We start from the raw sequence: 19,694 nt of genomic DNA, 5'->3' as shown, positions 1-19,694 counted from the left end.
TCCACAGGCTGGGGTCGCCTGTAGCCAAAATGCGTCGGCGACCGAACAATCGGTAGGGAGGGGTGCCGCTGTGGCCTGCCTCACGTTCCAGCTGTCCGCCCGCCTGTCTTCCACCTACCCCCCTCGAGCGAGGTGCTGAGTACCACCTCCCTCAAGTCCCGGAGGTCGCGTCATGACGGTCCTTGAGCAGCCCGGTGCCTATCGGCCCACTCCCCCGCCCGCCTGGCGTCCCCGCGTCGATGCCGCGCCGCTGCTGCCGGATGCCGAGCCGTACCGCCTGCTGGGCACCGCCGCTGCCGCTGACGTCCCCGCCGACCTGCTCACCAGGCTCCACCGCGAGCTGGTCCACGGCCGCCGGTACAACGCGCAGGCCACCGCCCTCACCCGGCAGGGCCGGCTGGCCGTCTACCCCTCCTCCACCGGACAGGAAGCCTGCCAGGTCGCCGCCGGACTGGTGCTCGAGGAGCGCGACTGGCTCTTCCCCAGCTACCGCGACACCCTCGCGGCCGTCGTCCGCGGCCTCGACCCGGTGCAGGCGCTCACCCTGCTGCGTGGCGACTGGCACTCCGGTTACGACCCCCACACCCATCGCGTCGCCCCCCTGTGCACCCCGCTCGCCACCCAGCTGCCGCACGCCGTCGGGCTGGCCCACGCCGCCCGCCTCAAGGGCGACGACGGGGTGGCGCTCGCCCTCGTCGGCGACGGCGGTACCAGCGAGGGCGACTTCCACGAGGCCCTCAACTTCGCCGCCGTCTGGCAGGCCCCGGTCGTCTTCCTCGTCCAGAACAACGGCTTCGCGATCTCCGTCCCGCTCGCCAAGCAGACCGCCGCGCCCTCCCTCGCCCACAAGGCCGTCGGCTACGGCATGCCCGGCCGCCTCGTCGACGGCAATGACGCGGTCGCCCTCCACCGGGTCCTCGACGAGGCCGTGCGCCGGGCCCGCGGCGGCAAGGGCCCCACCCTCGTCGAGGCCGTCACCTACCGCATCGAGGCCCACACCAACGCCGACGACGCCACCCGCTACCGGACCGACGCCGAGGTCGAGGCATGGCGGGCACACGACCCGATAGCGCTCCTCGAGGAGGCCATGCGGGACCGTGATCTGCTCGACGACCGGAGGGTGGAAGCCGTCCGCGAGTCCGCGGAGCGGCTCGCCGCCGATCTGCGCGAGCGGATGAACCAGGAGCCGGTCGTCGACCCCATGGAGCTCTTCGAGCACGTCTACGCCGACAAGACCAGCCAGCTGCGCGAGCAGGCGGCCCAGCTGCGCGCCGAGCTCGACGCCGAGACCGGGGCCGACGAGTCCGAAAAGGGTGCACGATGACCACCGCCACAGCCGCCGGGACCGGCACCGCCCGCAAGCCCGCCACCATGGCCCAGGCACTCGGCCGCGCCATGCGCGACGCCATGGCCGCCGACCCCTCCGTCCATGTCCTCGGCGAGGATGTCGGCACCCTCGGCGGTGTCTTCCGCATCACCGACGGGCTCGCCAAGGAGTTCGGCGACGACCGCTGTACCGATACGCCGCTGGCCGAGGCGGGCATCCTCGGCACCGCCGTCGGTATGGCGATGTACGGGCTGCGGCCCGTCGTCGAGATGCAGTTCGACGCCTTCGCGTACCCGGCCTTCGAGCAGCTCATCAGCCATGTCTCGCGGATGCGCAACCGTACGCGCGGCACCATGCCGCTGCCGATCACCGTGCGGGTGCCGTACGGCGGCGGTATCGGCGGGGTCGAGCACCACAGCGACTCCTCCGAGATCTACTACATGGCCACCCCCGGCCTCCAGGTCGTCGCCCCCGCGACCATCGCCGACGCGTACGGGCTGCTGCGCGCCGCCATCGCCTCCGACGACCCCGTCGTCTTCCTCGAGCCCAAGCGCCTCTACTGGTCCAAGGGCGACTGGTCGCCCGACCGGCCGGACGAGGTCCCGCCCATCGGACGCGCCGTGGTCCGGCGGCCGGGTGGTGGTACGGCGGCTGGTTCCGGACCGGGCCGGAGCGCCACGCTCATCTCCTACGGGCCCTCCGTCCCCGTCTGCCTCGAGGCCGCCGAGGCGGCCCGCGCCGAGGGCTGGGACCTGGAGGTCGTCGACCTGCGCTCGCTCGTGCCCTTCGACGACGAGACGGTGTGCGCCTCCGTACGCCGCACCGGCCGCGCGGTTGTCGTGCACGAGGCCACCGGCTTCGGCGGCCCCGGCGGGGAGATCGCCGCCCGGGTCACCGAGCGGTGCTTCCACCACCTCGAGGCGCCGGTGCTGAGGGTCACCGGGTTCGACATCCCCTATCCGCCGCCCATGCTGGAGCGGCACCATCTGCCCGGTGTGGACCGGGTGCTGGACGCCGTCGCCCGCCTCCAGTGGGAGTCGGAGTTCACCGAGGGGAGGGCCGTCTGATGGCTGTGGTGCGGGAGTTCACCCTTCCGGATCTGGGGGAGGGGCTCACCGGCGCGGAGATCGTGCGGTGGCTGGTCCAGGTCGGCGATGTTGTCGCCATCGACCAGCCGGTCGTCGAGGTCGAGACCGCCAAGGCCATGGTGGATGTGCCCTGCCCGTACGGCGGGGTGGTCACCGCTCGCTTCGGCGAGGAGGGCACCGAGCTGCCCGTGGGCGCGCCCTTGCTCACGGTCGCCGTTCCGGACGCGGCGGATGAGCCGGGGGCGGATCGGGGTTCCGCGGGTGCTGGGGCCGCTTCGGGTGGGGCCGCCGCTGACGGTGGGTCGGGCAATGTGCTCGTCGGGTACGGCACGACCGCACCGGCCGCGCGCCGTCGCAGGGTACGGCCCGGCTCGGTCTCCCCGGCCGCGGTGTCCCCGGCCGGGGTCTCCCCGGAGGCCGGTGCCGGTGCTGGTGCTGGTGCCGGTTCCGGTGCCAATGCCCTTCAGATCACCGATGACCGTCTTGCCGATAGGCCCGTCCCCGTGATCTCACCCCTGGTGCGGCGGCTCGCCCGTGAACACGGGCTCGATCTTCGCGGGCTCACCGGCTCCGGTCCGGATGGGCTGATCATGCGTGCCGATGTCGAGCGGGCGGTGCGGGGTTCGGCGGTGGACGGCGTCGCGGTGGGTGGCGTCGCCATAGGTGGCCTCGCGGCGGACGGTGTGGTGGCGGACGGCCTGGCCGTGACCGCGGCTTCCGCGGCGCGGGAGGAGCGCGTGCCGTTGCGGGGTGTGCGGGGTCTGGTCGCCGACAAGCTGGCGCGGAGCCGTCGGGAGATCCCCGACGCCACCTGCTGGGTGGACGCCGACGCCACGGAACTGCTCGCCGCCCGCGCGGCGATGAACGCCGCCGGGGGCTCCAAGGTCTCCCTGCTTGCCGTCCTGGCCCGTATCTGCACGGCGGCGCTTGCCCGTTACCCCGAGCTCAACGCCACGGTGGACATGGAGAGCCGGGAGATCGTCCGGCTCGCCGATGTGCACCTCGGCTTCGCGGCCCAGACCGATCGCGGGCTGGTCGTACCTGTCGTACGCAATGCGCATGCCCGGAGCGTCGAGCAGCTCTCCGCGGAGATCGCCCGGCTGACCGAGGCCGCCCGCGCGGGGTCGCTGGCCCCGGCCGAGCTGACGGGGGGCACGTTCACCCTCAACAACTACGGCGTCTTCGGGGTCGACGGATCGACGCCGATCATCAACCACCCGGAGGCGGCGATGCTCGGCGTCGGCCGGATCGTCCCGAAGCCGTGGGTGCACGAGGGCGAGCTCGCGGTGCGGCATGTGGTGCAGCTGTCGTTCACGTTCGACCACCGGGTGTGCGACGGGGGGACGGCCGGGGGGTTCCTGCGGTATGTGGCCGACTGTGTGGAGCGGCCGATGGTGCTGTTGCGGGGGCTGTAGCGGCAGGACAGGGCCTGGGCGGCGGGTGCTCCCGGGTGCGCGGTCGGACGCGGGCCCAGGGGCTCCGGGACCAGGCCCCGTGCGTCGGTGGGCGCGGCTGGGCGCGGCTGGGCGTGTGTGGGCGTGTTCCGGGAGATGCCTCTGTGCGCCGGTGGGGGTGCGGTTGGGGCGCGCTGATCGGGCGATACTCGCGGGGTGACTCCAGGTGCGTATGACGCTGTGATCCTGGCCGGGGGCGCCGCACGGCGGCTCGGTGGGGCGGACAAGCCCGCCGTGCGGGTGGGCGGACGGGCGCTGCTCGACCGGGTGCTGGCCGCCTGCCGGGGTGCCGGGGAGACCGTCGTGGTCGGACCGCGCAGGCCGACCGCGCGGCCGGTCCGCTGGGCGCGGGAGGAGCCCCCGGGCGGCGGGCCGGTGGCCGCCCTGTACGCCGGCGTACGGCACACCAGCGCACCCGTGGTCCTCGTCCTTTCCGCCGATCTGCCCTTCCTCACCTCCGAGACCGTAAAAGCCCTGCTCACCAGCCTGGGGGAGGGCGACGGCGCGGTGCTCACCGACTCCGCCGGACATGAGCAGCCCCTGGTCGCCGCCTACCGCGCCGAGCCGCTGCGCCGTGAGATCGCGCTCCTCGCCGCGGAGCACGGCGGCCTCTCCGGGCTTCCGCTCCGTCTGCTCACCTCCGAGCTCTCCCTGGGCCTCCTCCACCACCCCACCGCGTCCTTCGACTGCGACACCTGGGAAGACATCACGACGGCCCGCGCGCGGATCAGGGAGCATGGAGTCGTGCTGGATGAATGGATTGCCGCGGTCAAAGCCGAACTCGGGATCGACCTCGATGTCGATACCACCCCCCTTCTCGACCTGGCCCGGGACGCCGCGCACGGAGTCGCCCGGCCCGCCGCCCCGCTGACCACCTTCCTCGTCGGCTATGCCGCGGCCCAGCAGGGCGGTGGACCCGAGGCGCTGGCCGACGCGATGCGCAAGGCGTCGGCGCTGGCCGCCCGTTGGGCCGATGAGACCGGGACACCGGAGCAGTCGGCGGGATGACACGGCGCGACCGGACGGGGGACGACGAGGCGCTCGACCGCGAGGTCGACGAGGCGCTGGCGCTGGCCAACAACGAGCGTGAGGCGCCCGCGGCCCCGGCCGAGGACACCGACGCGGAACGGGACTGGGCCAGCCCGGCCCTCGACCTCGCCCGCGGACGTACGCCCCCGGAGCGCGAGCGGAGCCGGACCGGCCGCCGGGACCGGTCACCGGGGCGCGGCCGCCCGTCCTCGGGCGGGGCCGGGGGTGCGGGGGCGGAGGACCTGGACCCGTCGGGGTCCTCCACGCCGCAGGCCAGGGGTGCGGCGCGGCGCCGATCGACGGCCGACCCCGCGTCCGAGGGCACCGGCGCCCGAACGCGACGCTCCAGGACCCCTGCACCGCAGGACCCGTACGGGGAGGACCACTCCGGCCCACCCCTCACCCCCCGCACCTGGTCCGACGCCCGCGCCACCGCCGGTGCCGCCGCGGCCGCCGTGCCCGCCACGGTCGTTCGGCCGCTCGCCGATGCGCTCGGGCATGTCCTCGCCGAGTCCCTGGCCGCCCTCACCGACCTCCCGCCGTTCGACACCTCCGCCATGGACGGCTGGGCCCTCGCCGGTCCCGGGCCCTGGCGGCTTCCCCGCCACAACCGCCTCGACGATCACCTCGACGAACGCCTCGACGAACGCCTCGACGAAGGCGACGAGCACTTCCAGAAGCCCGGCGTCCCCGGTGAGTCCGGCACGCCCGGCGCGAACGAGCACGGGATTCTCGCCGGGCACGCGGCCCCCGCCCCGCTGCCCGACGGCCATGCCGTCCGCATCGCCACCGGCGCCCGGATCCCGCCCGGCACCACCGCCGTCCTGCGCTCCGAGTACGGCACCGACACCGGCGACGGCTGGCTCCACGCCGCCCCCGCCCACCCCGTCGCCCTCGGCCAGGACATCCGGACCCGCGGCCAGGAGTGCCGCATCGGCGATCATCTGCTGCCCGCGGGCACGCCGATCACCCCCGCCGTGCTGGGGCTCGCCGCCGCCTCCGGCTATGACGAGCTGGCCACGGTCCGCGGCCCCCGCGTCGATGTCCTTGTCCTCGGCGATGAGTTGCTGGCCGAGGGGCGGCCCCGGGACGGCCGGATCCGGGACGCGCTGGGCCCCATGATCGGCCCGTGGCTGCGGGCGCTCGGCGCCGAGGTGCTGGCGACCCGCCGACTGGCCGACAACGCCGACGCGGTCCACGCGGCGGTGGCGGAGTCGACCGCCGATGTGGTCGTCACGACGGGCGGCACCGCTGCCGGACCGGTGGACCATGTGCATCCCACACTGCGCCGCCTCGGCGCGAAGCTGCTGGTGAACGGGGTGCGGGTACGGCCAGGGCATCCGATGCTGCTGGCACGGCTGGCGCCCGGACGGCATCTGGTCGGTCTGCCGGGCAATCCGCTGGCCGCCGTCTCCGGTCTGCTGACGCTCGCCGAGCCGCTGCTGCGCACGCTCGGGGCCCGCCCGGCGGCCGAGTCGCGCTGGATGCCGCTGGCCGCCGCCGTGCACGGGCATCCGGTGGACACCCAGCTGGTGCCCGTGGCGTTCCGGCGCGGGGCGGCGCTTCCGCTCCGCTTCACCGGTCCGGCGATGCTGCGCGGTATCGCCGCGGCGGACGGACTCGCGGTGATCCCGCCGGGCGGTGCGGAGCGCGATGACGAGGCCGAGGTGCTGGCTCTGCCCTGGTCGGGAGGGTACGGCAGCGCGCCGGTCACGCCCCCGGCCGTCACCGTCAGGGACGAAGACGGCATACCCACCCCGGAGGCCCCCGCGTGAAGCTGCCCAGCCAGGACGCGGCCGCCCGTACCCCGGAGGACACCAGCCACCGCGTCCGCCTGCCCCACTTCCCCGCGGGCCCGCTGCGCCAGGTCGTCCGCAGGGTGCTGCTCGCGCTGTTGGTGATGGTGCTGACCGTGGCCATCGTCTACGCGGACCGCACCGGCTACCACGACAACTCCGACAAGAGCGTCGACTTCCTGGACGCCGTCTACTACTCGACCGTCACGCTGTCCACCACCGGCTACGGTGACATCGTCCCGTACAGCGACAGCGCACGGCTCAGCAACATCCTGCTGGTCACCCCACTCCGCGTGATCTTCCTGATCATCCTGGTCGGCACCACCCTCGAAGTCCTGGCCGAACGCACCCGCGAGCAGTACCGCTTGAACCGCTGGAGGTCCGCGTTGCGCGATCACACCGTTGTCGTCGGCTTCGGGACCAAGGGGCGGTCCGCCGTGCAGACGCTCTGCGCGACCGGGCTGCGCAAGAACCAGGTGGTGGTCGTCGACCCCAACCACAAGGTCATCGAGGCGGCCAACGCGGAGGGATTCGCGGGCGTGGTGGGCGACGCGACGCGCAGCGATGTGCTGTTGCGGGCGGAGGCGCAGCGGGCGCGTCAGTTTGTGATCGCGACCCAGCGGGACGACACCGCGGTGCTGGTCACCCTGACCGCCCGCCAGCTCAACAAGCACGCCAACATCGTGGCCGCGGTGCGGGAGGAGGAGAACGCGCCGCTGCTGCGCCAGTCGGGGGCCGACGCGGTGATCACGAGCGCGAGCGCGGCGGGCCGACTGCTGGGGATGAGTGTGCAGAGTCCGACCGCGGGCGCGGTGATCGAGGATCTGATCCAGCAGGGCAGCGGCCTCGACCTGGTGGAACGCACGGTGGTCAAGGCGGAGGTGGGCCGTTCGGTGCGGGATACCGACGACCTGGTGGTGTCGGTGCGGCGCGGCCATCGGCTGCTGGCGTACGACGACCCGGACGCGAGCCCGCTCCAGGCGGCCGACCGGCTGATCACGATCGTACGTGCGCCGACGCCGCAGGAGGAGTGAGCGGCCGGAGTAGCCTCGCGGCCATGTATGCGATCACGATTCCCGAACCCGGTGGCCCCGAAGCCCTCGTGTGGGCGGAGGTGCCCGACCCGGTACCAGGTGAGGGGGAAGTCCTCATCGATGTGGTGGCCAGTGGCGTCAACCGTGCCGATCTGCTGCAACGTCAGGGCGTCTATCCCCCGCCGCCCGGCGCCTCTCCCCACCCCGGTCTCGAGTGCTCGGGCCGGATCGCCGCACTGGGCGCGGGGGTCACCGGCTGGGCGGTGGGGGACGAGGTGTGCGCGCTGCTCGCGGGCGGCGGATATGCCGAGCAGGTGGTGGTTCCCGCGGGGCAGGTGCTGCCGTTGCCGGAGGGGATCGACGTGGTCACCGCGGCGGCGCTGCCCGAAGTGGCCGCGACCGTATGGTCGAACGTCTTCATGATCTCCCATCTGCGGCCCGGCGAGACGCTGTTGGTGCACGGTGGCTCCAGCGGAATCGGCACCATGGCGATCCAGCTGGCGAAGGCGATCGGGGCGCGGGTCGCGGTGACCGCGGGAAGCGCCGAGAAGCTGGCGGCCTGCGGTGAGCTGGGGGCCGACATCCTCATCAACTACCGCGAGCAGGACTTCGTGGAGGAGATGCGCCGGGGCACCGAAGGCGCGGGGGCGGACGTCGTCCTGGACATCGTCGGCGCCAAGTACCTCGCCCGGAACGTGGAGACGCTCGCCGTGAACGGCCGGTTGGCGATCATCGGCTTGCAGGGCGGGGTGAAGGCCGAGCTGAACCTCGCCACCCTGCTGGCCAAGAGCTGTGCGGTGATGGCCACCGGGCTGCGCGGTCGCTCGCTCGCGCAGAAGGCGACGATCGTCGCGGCGGTGCGGGAGCACGTCTGGCCGCTGATCGGCAGTGGCCGGGTCCGGCCGATCGTGGACCGGACGATTCCGATGCGGGAGGCCGCGGAGGCGCACCGGCTGCTGGACTCCAGCGAGCATGTGGGCAAGGTGCTGCTCACGGTCTGAGCGGCCGCCCCCGGGGCCGGAACGCGGAACTCCAGCCCTGGGAACGCGGAAGCCCAGCCCCCCCGGAACGCGGAACTCCAGCCCTGGGGGCCGGAACGCCGAGCCCCGGGGCCGGAACCCGGACAGCGGCGCCCGAAATGCCTGGTATGTCGCTCCATGTGAATCTGAACCCGTTACGCACTGGTTCAGCACGGGAGAGTGACGACCGTGAACCCTGCGCTCCGCACCCTTCCCGCCGCGGTCCTGCTGGTGGGGGCCGTGCTGTCGGCGGCCCCCATGGCGCGGGCCGACGACGGCGGGCTGGCCGGTACCCACGCCGGGGAGGGCCGAACCCACCCGGGCCGGGCCGATACCTCCACCGCCTCGCCCCCGGACGACGATGGCGGGGTGAGCGAGGAGGAGGGCGGCAGGTCCTGGCAGCTGGTGCCCCGGTGGACACCGTCCTCCCTGACGGCCCCGGAGACGGGTGAGCCGCCGATGGCCCGGGATCTGGCGCCGTCGGAGCGCCGTTACGAGACACGGCGTACGGCGGCCGAGCCCGGCGACCAGGCGATGCGGGTGCTGCCGCTGGGCACCGGGCTGGCGCTGACCGGACTCGGGCTGGGGCTGGCGTTCCTGGGGCTGCGGCTGCGCCGTCAGTGATCGCCCGCCCGGGATTCCGGGGCGGACGGGGCCCCTCGCCCCCCGCACGGGGTGCCGGTACGGAACAATGGGGGTATGAACCAGCCGATGAACGAACGATCGCAGGAGAGCCCGCACGTCCTGGTCGTCGGTCCGGACGGCATGGCGCTCGGCGGTGTCACTCCTGGTGAGGGCAGTGGTGACGACGAGTCGCGCGAGGTTCCCGTGACGGACATGGTCGAACAGCCGGCGAAGGTCATGCGGATCGGCAGCATGATCAAGCAGCTTCTGGAGGAAGTCCGGGCGGCACCTCTCGACGAAGCCAGCCGGGTCCGGCTCAAGGAGATCCACTCCAGTTCGGTGAAGGAGCTGGAGGACGGGCTGGCGCCCGAGCTGATCGAGGAGCTGGAGCGGCTGTCGCTGCCCTTCACGGACGAGGTGGTTCCCACCGAGGCGGAACTGCGCATCGCCCAGGCCCAGTTGGTCGGCTGGCTGGAGGGTCTGTTCCACGGCATCCAGACGACGCTGTTCGCCCAGCAGATGGCGGCGCGCGCCCAGCTGGAGCAGATGCGCCGGGCGCTGCCGCCGGGGGTCGGAGGGCTCGAGGAGGACGAGGGCATGCCGCAGCACGGCGGTGCCCGTTCGGGTCCCTATCTCTGACGGTTTCCGCGGTCTGCCGCGTGGCGGGCCGCCCTGGGACGAGTGCCCGGGACGGCCCGTCGTCCTCTGCGGCGTTCCCCGGGAAATTCAACGCGGCGGCCCGCCCACTCGGCTGGAAGCCGGTCCACCCGAGTCGGTGGACCGGCTTCGCCGCGATATGAAGCCCTCGGGCCGGTGAACGGCTCTCAGGCGGTGCGGATCAGTTGTCCGGCATACCGGTGGAGACGGTCAGATCGATGGTGTCCGTGTCCGGGTCGTACGGCTCGGAGTTCCGGTACGTGTAGTTGAGGACGGTGCCCTTGCCCCAGAGGTTCTCGTCCTCGGTGGTGACGCGGTACTTCCAACCCGCCTTCTGAATGCACTTCTTGACGGAGTCGATGTACTTGTTCTGGAAGTCCGGCACCGAGTAGGTGCCCTTGTCGTCGCTGTGCTCGTACGCGTCCGTGCATTCTTCGGGGTCGATGGTCATGTTCTTGTTGCCCATCCGGAAGCCCGCGGGGGTCGCGGTGGGCTTCTTGGTGGGCTTCTTGCTCTCGTCGTCCTCCGAGCCACCGCCCCCGCTGAGCGCGATCACCAGGACCAGGCCGATCACCGCGATCGCCGCGACGACCGCGGAACCGATGATCACGCGCTTGTTGCTGCCGCCGCCCCCGTTGGAAGGTGCCGGGGACGGGGAGGGCGAGACGTTGTACGGCGGCGGGGTGGAGGGGCCGCCGGTGTAGGCGGCCGTCGGGGTCTGGAAGCCCTGCTGGCCCACCGCCTGGGTGGGCGGTGGGGTGGACGGGCCGAAGGCGCCGAACTGGCCGGTGGGCTGCGGCGGCTGGTACGGCGTCTGCACGCCGCCCTGGCCCGCGGTGGCGGCCTGCTGCTGGTCGACGGGCGGGAAGACCGCCGAGCCGACACCGGAGCCGCTGCGGGCCGGCGGGCCGCCGCTGATGATGATCGGCGAGGCGCCGGTCTGGCCGGTCCGGGAGACCCGGGAGCACTCGTCGCGCATCGCCTCGGAGGTGGGGAAGCGCTCGTTCGGGTTCTTCTTCAGCGCGCGGGCGACCAGCGCGTCCACCGCCGGGGGGATGGACTGGTTGATCGTGGACGGCGCGACCGGCTCCTCCTGGACATGCGCGTAGGCGATGGCCAGCGGGGAGTCCGCGTCGAAGGGCAGCCGCCCGGTCAGCAGCTCGAAGAGCATGATGCCGACCGAGTACAGGTCGCTGCGGGCGTCCACGCCGCGGCCGAGCGCCTGCTCGGGGGAGAGGTACTGAGGGGTGCCCACGACCATGCCGGTCTGGGTCATGGAGGTCACACCGGACTGCATGGCGCGGGCGATGCCGAAGTCCATGACTTTGACCACATTACGCTTGGTCATCATCACGTTACCGGGCTTGATGTCCCGGTGGACCAGGCCCATTTCGTGGCTGATCTCCAGGGCCGCCAGGACATCGGCGGTGATTTTCAGTGCCTTTTCGGTCGGCATCGCGCCGTATTGGTGGACATCGGCGTCCAGAACCGAACGCAACGGCTGGCCCTCGACGTACTCCATGACGATGTACGGCATCAGCGAGCCGTCGATGGAGTCCTCGCCCGTATCGAATACCGAGACGATGTTGGTGTGCGTGAGCTTCGCAACAGACTGCGCCTCGCGGCGGAAACGCTCCCTGAAGGACTGCTCGCGCCCCAGCTCGGTGTGGAGGGTCTTGATGGCGACCTGACGGTCCAGCACTGTGTCGTAGGCCAGGTGCACGGAGGCCATGCCGCCTTCACCCAGCAGGTCACGAAGTTCGTAGCGGCCGTTCGCCAGGGACTGTCCCTGGTACCGGCCTGGTGCGCCCTGCTGGCTCATTTCCTACATCCCCCTCGGCGCACTCACTGTTCTGACGCGCACGTTTCAACGCATTGATCTTCGAGTTCTGGATATCGTGGCCAAGTCTGCCCCAGGCCACGGACACGTCAAGCCGCGTGCCCGTTCCGTAACCGGATGCGCAAGAACCCGTCACGCGATTTGCAACGCTTCATCGTCAACGGGTTTGATGGCCGGTCCATCACGAACCGATGCGCGGCGTGAAGGCTGTAGCGTGCCTAGCAGGAACCGTACCGCCCGCGGGCGGGGCGATGTCGACCAGACCCCCACCGAGAACGAGACGGCGAGGACCGATGGCACAGACCCAGAGCGCCCAGGGGCCTTCCGAACCTGAGGCCAGCGGGGCCGGAATGTCCGACTCGCCGGAGATGTGGGGTAATAGCGGCCTTGTCGGCGATGGCCGATATCGCCTTACGCACCGCCTCGGCCGCGGTGGTATGGCCGAGGTGTTCGGCGCCGAGGACCTCCGGCTCGGCCGGACGGTCGCGGTGAAGCTGCTCCGCGCCGACCTGGCCGAGGACCCCGTCTCCAAGGCCCGCTTCACCCGTGAGGCGCAGTCGGTCGCCGGGCTGAACCACCACGCGGTGGTCGCGGTCTACGACTCCGGCGAGGACGTCGTCGGCCAGAGCACCGTGCCGTACATCGTCATGGAGCTGGTCGAGGGCCGGACCATCCGTGATCTGCTGCTCAACGCCGAGGCACCGCCGCCCGAACAGGCGCTGATCATCGTCTCCGGGGTGCTGGAGGCGCTCGCCTACAGCCATCAGCACGGCATCGTGCACCGGGACATCAAGCCCGCGAACGTCATCATCACCAACAGCGGCGCCGTCAAGGTGATGGACTTCGGCATCGCCCGCGCGCTGCACGGCGCGCAGTCCACGATGACCCAGACCGGCATGGTCATGGGCACCCCGCAGTACCTCTCCCCGGAGCAGGCCCTCGGCAAGGCCGTGGACCACCGCTCCGATCTCTACGCCACCGGCTGTCTGCTCTACGAGCTGCTGGCGCTGCGCCCGCCCTTCACCGGCGAGACCCCGCTGTCCGTCGTCTATCAGCACGTCCAGGACACCCCGGTGCCGCCGTCGGAGACCTCCGACGGGACGGTGCCGCCGGAGCTGGACGGCCTGGTGATGCGCTCCCTCGCCAAGGACCCGGACGACCGGTTCCAGAGCGCCGAGGAGATGCGCGGGCTGGTGCAGTACGCGCTCCAGATGCTGCACGAGGCCGGCGGCCACAGCGGGATGTGGAACACCGGCCCGGTCACCCAGCACCTGGGCGGCTCCACCCCCGCCATGGGCATGCACGGCGTCGCGGGGACCACCGCACTGCCGCACCCCGGCCACGGCGACACCTCCCAGCAGCCGATCATCCCCACCCGTGGGGGCGGTGACGACGACGGCTACGGCGGTGGTTACGACAACGGCTCCGGCGGACGCCGCAAGGGCCGCGGCAAGGTGTGGCTGATCGCCGCGCTCGCGGTGATCGCCATCCTGGCCGGTGTCGCCTTCGCCCTCCAGGCCGGGAAGAAGGGCGGCGGGGACGGGCCGGACAAGTCCCCGGCGACCGATCAGCAGAAGGAAACCTCGCGCCCGAGCGACAAGCCGACCAAGGAGACGACCGAGCCCACGCCGTCCGACGAGAACACCGAGGACCAGGGCGGGGACTGGACCCCGAGCGAGCAGCCGACGCCCTCGTACTCGGACGACTACCCCACGGACAAGCCGACCGGGGAGCCGACACAGGAGCCCACCGGCGAGCCGAGCGACGGGGAGACCACGCCCGGCGGTGGGGAGACCACCGCGCCGACGGACGAGCCGACCGAGGAGCCGACCACGCCGGACGTGCCGACGGACGACCCCACCGGCGCGGCGGGGGGCTGATCCGCTCACGGGACATCACGGACGGCCGGGGCCCGGTGCCCCGGCCGTCCGCTGTGTTTGGCCTCGTACGGGCGACTCGTCGGTCGGCCCCGTGCCAGTCGCGGCCCCGTCAGTCGCAGAAGGCGTCCCGGACCGCCTCGTACTCCCGGGTCCACCACACCACCAGCGCCGCGGCGGCCGGAAACTGGTGATCGGCGCGCCGGTCCCCGCGCTGATAGCGCCAGCGCAGCATCCAGAAGTCATTGAGCCGCTCCCACCACACCCGGTGGACCGCCGCGGCCATCTCGGCGGCCCCCGCGCCCGCCGTGCAGCGGTAGGCCCGCGCATAGGAGCGGATCTTGGGGAGCTCCAGGGTGCCCCCGGGGCGTACAAAGAAGATCGCGGCGGCGCGTACCGCCTCCTCGGCGCGCGGCTGCACCCCTAAGCGGTCCCAGTCGACGATGGCCGCCGGTTCCGTATCGCGGTAGAGCAGATTCAGCGGGTGGAAGTCGCCATGGACCCAGCCCGTGGCCGGTACCGCGTCCGCCTCCGGCCGCCGGTGGGCGTACCGCTCGACCAGGGTCCGCCGTTCGACCAGCCGGTGTTCGGCGAGCTCGTCGAAGGTGTCGCGCGGGCGATGGCCGCGGACCAGAGCCAGCAGTTCGTCGATGACCACGCGGGTGTCCTCGGGCGCGGCCGAGGGGTCCGGGGGCTGCCGGTCGTGCGTACGCGCCCGCATCACCCGCTCCAGACCGGTGTGCACCACCCCGAGCAGCCCGCCCAGTCGCCAGCACTGGGGGGCGGTCAGCTCACCGCCGTCCCGGTGCCGCCCGTCCACCCAGGGGTGCAGGGCGTAGCAGCGCCCGCCGATGACCGCGACGGTGTGCCCGTGGGCGTCGGGGACGGGCGGCGCGACGGGCAGCCCGAGCGCCTCCAGCCGCTGGGTCGCCCGGTGCTGGCGGGTGATGGCGGCGCGGTCGGCGTCGAGGTGGTGCTTGAGGAAGAACCGGCCGCGGGTGGTGGTCAGGTGGTAGCCGCGGTTGAGCAGTCCCTGGGTGAGCGGGCGGCAGGACAGCGCCTCACCGGTGGAGTCGTAGCGGCGGAGCAGGGCGCTCAGGGTTTCCCCGTCGGGAGCGGGCTCGGCGGAGGGGACATGTGAGCGCGGCACTTGCCAGATGTTAGATCACGCGGCGTCACGGACCGGGCGCGCGGTGGTGCGCGGGGGCGGGGCGGTGCGGTGGTGCGCGGGGGTGGGTCAGGCACGGTAGTGCGCGGGTCGGCACGGTGCGGGGTGGACGGGGAGCCCGGTGCCCGGGGCGCCTCAGTGTTTCTGGGTCTCGGCCTGCATCCGGGCCACATACGCCGCGGCCTGCGAGCGGCGCTCCATGCCCATCTTGGAGAGCAGACTGGAGACATAGTTCTTGATGGTCTTCTCGGCGAGATGGAGCCGCTCGCCGATCGCCCGATTGGTCAGTCCCTCCCCTATCAGCAGCAGGATCCGGCGCTCCTGTTCGGTGAGCGAGGCCAGCCGGGCGTCGGGTTTGGCGACACCGCCGCGCAGCCGGTCCAGGACCCGGGCGGCGGCGACCGGGTCCAGCAGGGAGCGGCCCGCCGCCACGTCGCGCACCGCGGCGAGCAGTTCACCGCCCCGGATGTCCTTCAGTACATAGCCCGAGGCGCCCGCCATGATGGCGTCGAAGAGCGCCTCGTCGTCGGCGAAGGAGGTGAGCATCATGCAGTGGACGGACTCGTCGCGCGAGCGGATCTCCCGGCAGACCTCGACCCCGCTGCGGTCCGGCAGCCGGACGTCGAGCACGGCGACATCGGGACGGGTGGCCGTGATCCGGACCAGCGCTTCGGCCGCGGTGCCCGCCTCGCCGACCACTTCCATGTCCGGCTCGCTCGCCAGGAGCTCTCGGACACCGCGCCGTACGACTTCATGGTCGTCGAGTAGGAAAATCCTGATTTTTCCTTCATCGCGCACGGATCTAGTCTCACACACCAACTCTTCCCGTGCCTTTGTCCAGCGGGATACCGTGCGCTTGTCCGGCGGACTGCAGGGCTGTGACCAGTGGATGTGTCCCCATCGGCGCGATTTACTTGGAAATCCAAGCAAAATTGCAGGTCAGGTGGGGTTTCGCAGACATGCGACGCACTGGGTAACGTGCCTTTTGCAGGGCCAGCCGCCGGGAAACCTGTCACGCCCGGCCGGGCTTCGACGCACCCACCCCGTGCGCCGCAGCCCTGGACGGGCGAGCCGCAACTGGCCGCCGGCGGATCCCGGAGGCCGGACAGACGGAGGAGCAACGTGACCGTGGAGAGCACTGCCGCGCGCAAGCCGCGCCGCAGCGGAGCCAAGCGCACGAGCGCGGGGAACGCCAAGAAGCAGGCGGCGGGCCAGACCGATCTCGTACAGCTGCTGACCCCCGAGGGCGAGCGGGTGGAGCACCCCGAGTACTCGATCGACCTCACCCCCGACGAGCTGCGTGGCCTGTACCGCGACATGGTGCTGACGCGCCGGTTCGACGGCGAGGCCACCACCCTCCAGCGCCAGGGCGAGCTGGGCCTGTGGGCCTCGCTGCTGGGCCAGGAGGCGGCGCAGATCGGTTCCGGCCGTGCGCTCCAGGACTCCGACTACGTCTTTCCCACGTATCGCGAACACGGTGTGGCCTGGTGCCGGGGTGTCGACCCGACCAATCTGCTGGGGATGTTCCGCGGGGTGAACCACGGCGGCTGGGATCCCAACAGCAACAATTTCCACCTCTACACCATTGTCATCGGCTCGCAGACGCTGCACGCCACCGGCTACGCGATGGGTGTCGCCAAGGACGGGGCGGACACCGCGGTGATCGCCTACTTCGGTGACGGCGCCTCCAGCCAGGGTGATGTCGCCGAATCCTTCACCTTTTCCGCGGTCTACAACGCCCCGGTCGTCTTCTTCTGCCAGAACAACCAGTGGGCCATCTCCGAGCCCACCGAGCGCCAGACCCGGGTGCCGCTCTACCAGCGCGCCCAGGGCTTCGGCTTCCCCGGTGTCCGGGTGGACGGCAATGACGTACTGGCCTGCCTCGCCGTCACCAAGGCCGCCCTGGAGCGGGCGCGCACCGGTCAGGGCCCGATGCTCATCGAGGCGTTCACCTACCGCATGGGTGCCCACACCACCTCCGACGACCCGACGCGCTACCGCTCGTCCGAGGAGCGCGAACTGTGGGAGACCAAGGACCCGATCCTGCGGCTGCGCACCTATCTGATCAAGCAGGGGCTGGCCGACGAGGAGTTCTTCGCCGGCCTCGAGCGGGAGAGCGACGCGCTGGCCAAGCGGGTCCGCGACGCCGTACGGGCCATGCCCGACCCCGAGGACATGGCGCTGTTCGAGCACATCTACGCCGACGGCCACGCCCTCGTCGACGAGGAGCGGGCCCAGTTCGCCGCGTACCAGGCTTCGTTCGTCACCGCTGAGGAAGGCATCTGACATGGCAGCCGAGAAGATGTCGCTCTCCAAGGCGATCAACGCGTCGCTGCGCACGGCGCTCGAGAACGACCCCAAGGTCCTCATCATGGGTGAGGACGTGGGCAAGCTGGGAGGCGTCTTCCGGGTCACCGACGGGCTCCAGAAGGACTTCGGCGAGGACCGGGTGATCGACACCCCGCTCGCCGAGTCCGGCATCGTGGGCACCGCGATCGGGCTCGCGCTGCGCGGCTACCGCCCGGTGGTGGAGATCCAGTTCGACGGCTTCGTCTTCCCCGCCTACGACCAGATCGTCACCCAGCTCGCCAAGATGCACGCGCGTTCGCTCGGCAAGGTCAAGCTGCCCGTGGTCATCCGCATTCCGTACGGCGGCGGCATCGGCGCGGTGGAGCACCACAGCGAGTCGCCCGAGGCGCTGTTCGCCCATGTCGCCGGGTTGAAGGTGATCTCGCCGTCCAACGCCTCCGACGCCTACTGGATGCTCCAGCAGGCCATCGGCAGCGACGACCCGGTGATCTACTTCGAGCCCAAGCGCCGCTACCACGACAAGTCCGAGGTCGACACCTCGGCGATCCCCGCCCCCCTGCACGCCGCCCGGGTGGCGCGGCCGGGCACCGACCTCACGCTGGCGGCCTACGGCCCGATGGTGAAGGTGTGTCTGGACGCCGCCGCGGCCGCCGCCGAGGAGGGCAAGTCGGTCGAGGTCGTGGATCTGCGGTCGATGTCCCCGATCGACTTCGACACCCTCCAGGGCTGTGTCGAGCGGACGGGCCGGCTGGTCGTGGTCCACGAGGCACCGGTCTTTCTGGGCACTGGCTCGGAGATCGCAGCACGGATCACCGAGAGGTGCTTCTATCACCTTGAGGCCCCGGTGTTGCGGGTCGGCGGCTTCCACGCGCCGTACCCGCCGTCGCGGCTCGAGGACGAGTACCTGCCGGGGCTTGACCGGGTGCTCGACGCCGTAGACCGTGCGTTGGCGTACTGAAGGGCTTGAGGAGATCGTGACGATGACCGCAGTCGAACAGCGCTTCCGTGAGTTCAAGATGCCCGACGTGGGCGAGGGGCTCACCGAGGCCGAGATCCTCAAGTGGTACGTGGCCCCGGGCGACACCGTCAGCGACGGCCAGGTGGTGTGCGAGGTCGAGACCGCCAAGGCCGCCGTCGAGCTGCCCATCCCCTTCGACGGGGTGGTGCACGAGCTGCGCTTCGGCGAGGGCATCACGGTGGACGTGGGCACGGTGATCATCTCGGTGGACACCCAGCCGGGCGCCGGTGCCGCGCCCGCGCCCGCCGCCGCGCCCAAGGCTCCCGAGGCCGCCCCCGAACCCGCCGAGCCCGAGGGCCGCCAGGCCAACCTGGTCGGCTACGGCGCGGCGCCCTCCTCCACCAAGCGCCGGCCGCGTAAGCCGGTGCCGGGCCAGCAGCCGCCGCGTACCGCGCCCGCCGCCCCCGCCGCGCCCAAGGCCCAGGCCCCCGCGCCCGCCCCGGTGGAGACCGGACCCGAGCTCAACGGCCACGGGCCGCGCCCCGGCGCGGCCCGTCCGGCGGCCAAGCCCCCGGTCCGCAAGCTGGCCAAGGACCTGGGCATCGACCTGGCCACGGTCACCCCGACCGGCCCGGACGGGATCATCACCCGCGAGGACGTCCACGCGGCGGCCGAGGCCGTGCCCGCGGCCGAGGCGCCCGCCGCCCTACCCGCGGCCCCCGCCGAGGTCATGGCCCCGGCGGCCCGGGAGCGCCGGGTGCCCATCAAGGGCGTCCGGAAGGCCACCGCGCAGGCCATGGTCAGCAGCGCCTTCACCGCGCCGCATGTGACGGAGTTCGTGACCGTCGACGTCACCCGCACCATGAAGCTGGTCGCCGACCTCAAGCAGGACCCGGACATGGCCGGGGTGCGGGTCAACCCGCTGCTGCTGGTGGCCAAGGCCCTGCTGGTGGCCATCAAGCGCAACCCGGACATCAACGCCTCCTGGGACGAGGCGAACCAGGAGATCGTCTACAAGGACTACGTCAACCTGGGCATCGCGGCGGCCACGCCGCGCGGACTGATCGTCCCGAACATCAAGGACGCGGGCGCCAAGACCCTGCCCGAACTGGCGTCCGCTCTCGGCGAGCTGGTCGCCACCGCCCGTGAGGGCAAGACCAGCCCGGCGGCGATGTCCGGCGGCACGGTGACCATCACCAACGTCGGCGTCTTCGGCGTGGACACCGGCACCCCGATCCTCAACCCCGGGGAGTCCGCGATCCTCGCGTTCGGCGCCGTCAAGCTCCAGCCGTGGGTCCACAAGGGCGAGGTGAAGCCGCGCCAGGTGACCACCCTCGCGCTCTCCTTCGACCACCGGCTGGTCGACGGCGAGCTCGGCTCCCGGGTGCTCGCGGATGTCGCGGCCATCCTGGAGCGCCCCAAGCGCCTCATCACCTGGGGCTGATGCCCTCTTCACCTGGGGCTGATCCCCGCTTCTCCGACACGGCCCGCCTGCCCCGCGCAGGCGGGCCGT

General features: G+C 72.0%; 16 protein-coding genes. 13 read left to right on the top strand and 3 right to left on the bottom strand.

Annotated elements, in window-relative coordinates; translation table 11 throughout:
• The first annotated feature begins 172 nt into the window (after positions 1-172).
• The 9 genes from pdhA (AC4BEG_RS16565) (at position 173) to AC4BEG_RS16525 (ending at position 10,010) form a co-directional block, all read left to right on the top strand.
• Complete coding sequence (pdhA, locus tag AC4BEG_RS16565; protein ID WP_490706643.1) at positions 173-1,324, top strand: pyruvate dehydrogenase (acetyl-transferring) E1 component subunit alpha; 1,152 nt, start codon at positions 173-175, stop codon at positions 1,322-1,324.
• Positions 1,321-2,394, top strand: coding sequence for an alpha-ketoacid dehydrogenase subunit beta (locus tag AC4BEG_RS16560; protein ID WP_490706642.1), 1,074 nt, complete (start codon positions 1,321-1,323; stop codon positions 2,392-2,394). Before pdhA (AC4BEG_RS16565) ends, AC4BEG_RS16560 begins: the two co-directional genes overlap by 4 nt.
• The gene (locus tag AC4BEG_RS16555) at positions 2,394-3,830 is read left to right on the top strand and encodes a dihydrolipoamide acetyltransferase family protein (RefSeq protein WP_490706641.1); all 1,437 of its coding nucleotides are present in this window, start codon (positions 2,394-2,396) and stop codon (positions 3,828-3,830) included. The genes AC4BEG_RS16560 and AC4BEG_RS16555 overlap by 1 nt, the downstream gene beginning before the upstream one ends.
• 195 nt (positions 3,831-4,025) lie before the next feature.
• Positions 4,026-4,877 (top strand): NTP transferase domain-containing protein, encoded by an 852-nt coding sequence (locus AC4BEG_RS16550; protein WP_490706640.1) that lies wholly within the window; start codon positions 4,026-4,028, stop codon positions 4,875-4,877.
• Positions 4,874-6,673, top strand: coding sequence for a molybdopterin molybdotransferase MoeA (locus tag AC4BEG_RS16545; protein WP_490706639.1), 1,800 nt, complete (start codon positions 4,874-4,876; stop codon positions 6,671-6,673). The genes AC4BEG_RS16550 and AC4BEG_RS16545 overlap by 4 nt, the downstream gene beginning before the upstream one ends.
• Positions 6,670-7,728, top strand: a complete 1,059-nt coding sequence (locus AC4BEG_RS16540; RefSeq protein ID WP_490706638.1) for a potassium channel family protein — start codon at positions 6,670-6,672, stop codon at positions 7,726-7,728. Before AC4BEG_RS16545 ends, AC4BEG_RS16540 begins: the two co-directional genes overlap by 4 nt.
• A gap of 23 nt (positions 7,729-7,751) precedes the next feature.
• Positions 7,752-8,729 (top strand): NAD(P)H-quinone oxidoreductase, encoded by a 978-nt coding sequence (locus AC4BEG_RS16535; protein ID WP_490706637.1) that lies wholly within the window; start codon positions 7,752-7,754, stop codon positions 8,727-8,729.
• Positions 8,730-8,936: 207 nt separating this feature from the next.
• Positions 8,937-9,371: a hypothetical protein gene (locus tag AC4BEG_RS16530; protein WP_490706636.1), complete on the top strand. Its 435-nt coding sequence runs from the start codon at positions 8,937-8,939 to the stop codon at positions 9,369-9,371.
• A 75-nt stretch (positions 9,372-9,446) separates the two neighbouring features.
• Positions 9,447-10,010 (top strand): bacterial proteasome activator family protein, encoded by a 564-nt coding sequence (locus AC4BEG_RS16525; protein ID WP_490706635.1) that lies wholly within the window; start codon positions 9,447-9,449, stop codon positions 10,008-10,010.
• Positions 10,011-10,209: 199 nt separating this feature from the next.
• Here AC4BEG_RS16525 and AC4BEG_RS16520 read toward each other — a convergent pair whose 3' ends face one another.
• Positions 10,210-11,850: a protein kinase domain-containing protein gene (locus AC4BEG_RS16520; RefSeq protein WP_490706634.1), complete on the bottom strand. Its 1,641-nt coding sequence runs from the start codon at positions 11,848-11,850 to the stop codon at positions 10,210-10,212.
• 311 nt (positions 11,851-12,161) lie between these two features.
• Between AC4BEG_RS16520 and AC4BEG_RS16515 the strand changes: the two genes are divergently transcribed.
• Positions 12,162-13,748 carry a protein kinase domain-containing protein gene (locus AC4BEG_RS16515; RefSeq protein WP_490706633.1) on the top strand — a complete coding sequence of 529 codons (1,587 nt, stop codon included), beginning with the start codon at positions 12,162-12,164 and terminating at the stop codon, positions 13,746-13,748.
• A gap of 109 nt (positions 13,749-13,857) precedes the next feature.
• Here the strand turns inward: AC4BEG_RS16515 and AC4BEG_RS16510 are convergent, their stop codons facing one another.
• Together AC4BEG_RS16510 and AC4BEG_RS16505 are read right to left on the bottom strand one after the other, a co-directional pair.
• The gene (locus AC4BEG_RS16510; RefSeq protein WP_490706632.1) at positions 13,858-14,895 is read right to left on the bottom strand and encodes a phosphotransferase; all 1,038 of its coding nucleotides are present in this window, start codon (positions 14,893-14,895) and stop codon (positions 13,858-13,860) included.
• Positions 14,896-15,048: 153 nt separating this feature from the next.
• Complete coding sequence (locus AC4BEG_RS16505; RefSeq protein WP_490706631.1) at positions 15,049-15,711, bottom strand: response regulator; 663 nt, start codon at positions 15,709-15,711, stop codon at positions 15,049-15,051.
• Positions 15,712-16,035: 324 nt separating this feature from the next.
• Between AC4BEG_RS16505 and pdhA (AC4BEG_RS16500) the strand changes: the two genes are divergently transcribed.
• From pdhA (AC4BEG_RS16500) to AC4BEG_RS16490, 3 genes are read left to right on the top strand one after another with little or no spacing between them, the layout of a single operon-like run.
• A complete protein-coding gene (gene pdhA / locus AC4BEG_RS16500) occupies positions 16,036-17,199 on the top strand; it encodes a pyruvate dehydrogenase (acetyl-transferring) E1 component subunit alpha (protein WP_490706630.1) in 1,164 nt (387 codons plus the stop codon).
• A gap of 1 nt (position 17,200) precedes the next feature.
• Entirely contained in the window at positions 17,201-18,181 is a 981-nt protein-coding gene (locus AC4BEG_RS16495) for an alpha-ketoacid dehydrogenase subunit beta (protein ID WP_490706629.1), read from the top strand.
• 22 nt (positions 18,182-18,203) lie between these two features.
• Positions 18,204-19,625 (top strand): dihydrolipoamide acetyltransferase family protein, encoded by a 1,422-nt coding sequence (locus AC4BEG_RS16490; protein ID WP_490706628.1) that lies wholly within the window; start codon positions 18,204-18,206, stop codon positions 19,623-19,625.
• The last annotated feature ends 69 nt before the right edge of the window (positions 19,626-19,694 follow it).

It is taken from the genome of Streptomyces sp. JLBJ103 (genome assembly GCF_058215575.1).
This window is presented reverse-complemented; position numbering and strand designations above follow the sequence as displayed.

Coding starts and splice junctions, on each gene's coding strand:
- AC4BEG_RS16555 (WP_490706641.1), top strand. CDS start 2,394: ATGGCTGTGGTGCGGGAGTTCACCCTTCCGGATCTGGGGGAGGGGCTC.
- AC4BEG_RS16495 (WP_490706629.1), top strand. CDS start 17,201: ATGGCAGCCGAGAAGATGTCGCTCTCCAAGGCGATCAACGCGTCGCTG.
- AC4BEG_RS16535 (WP_490706637.1), top strand. CDS start 7,752: ATGTATGCGATCACGATTCCCGAACCCGGTGGCCCCGAAGCCCTCGTG.
- pdhA (WP_490706643.1), top strand. CDS start 173: ATGACGGTCCTTGAGCAGCCCGGTGCCTATCGGCCCACTCCCCCGCCC.
- AC4BEG_RS16520 (WP_490706634.1), bottom strand. CDS start 11,850: ATGAGCCAGCAGGGCGCACCAGGCCGGTACCAGGGACAGTCCCTGGCG.
- AC4BEG_RS16490 (WP_490706628.1), top strand. CDS start 18,204: ATGACCGCAGTCGAACAGCGCTTCCGTGAGTTCAAGATGCCCGACGTG.
- AC4BEG_RS16515 (WP_490706633.1), top strand. CDS start 12,162: ATGGCACAGACCCAGAGCGCCCAGGGGCCTTCCGAACCTGAGGCCAGC.
- AC4BEG_RS16545 (WP_490706639.1), top strand. CDS start 4,874: ATGACACGGCGCGACCGGACGGGGGACGACGAGGCGCTCGACCGCGAG.
- AC4BEG_RS16560 (WP_490706642.1), top strand. CDS start 1,321: ATGACCACCGCCACAGCCGCCGGGACCGGCACCGCCCGCAAGCCCGCC.
- AC4BEG_RS16525 (WP_490706635.1), top strand. CDS start 9,447: ATGAACCAGCCGATGAACGAACGATCGCAGGAGAGCCCGCACGTCCTG.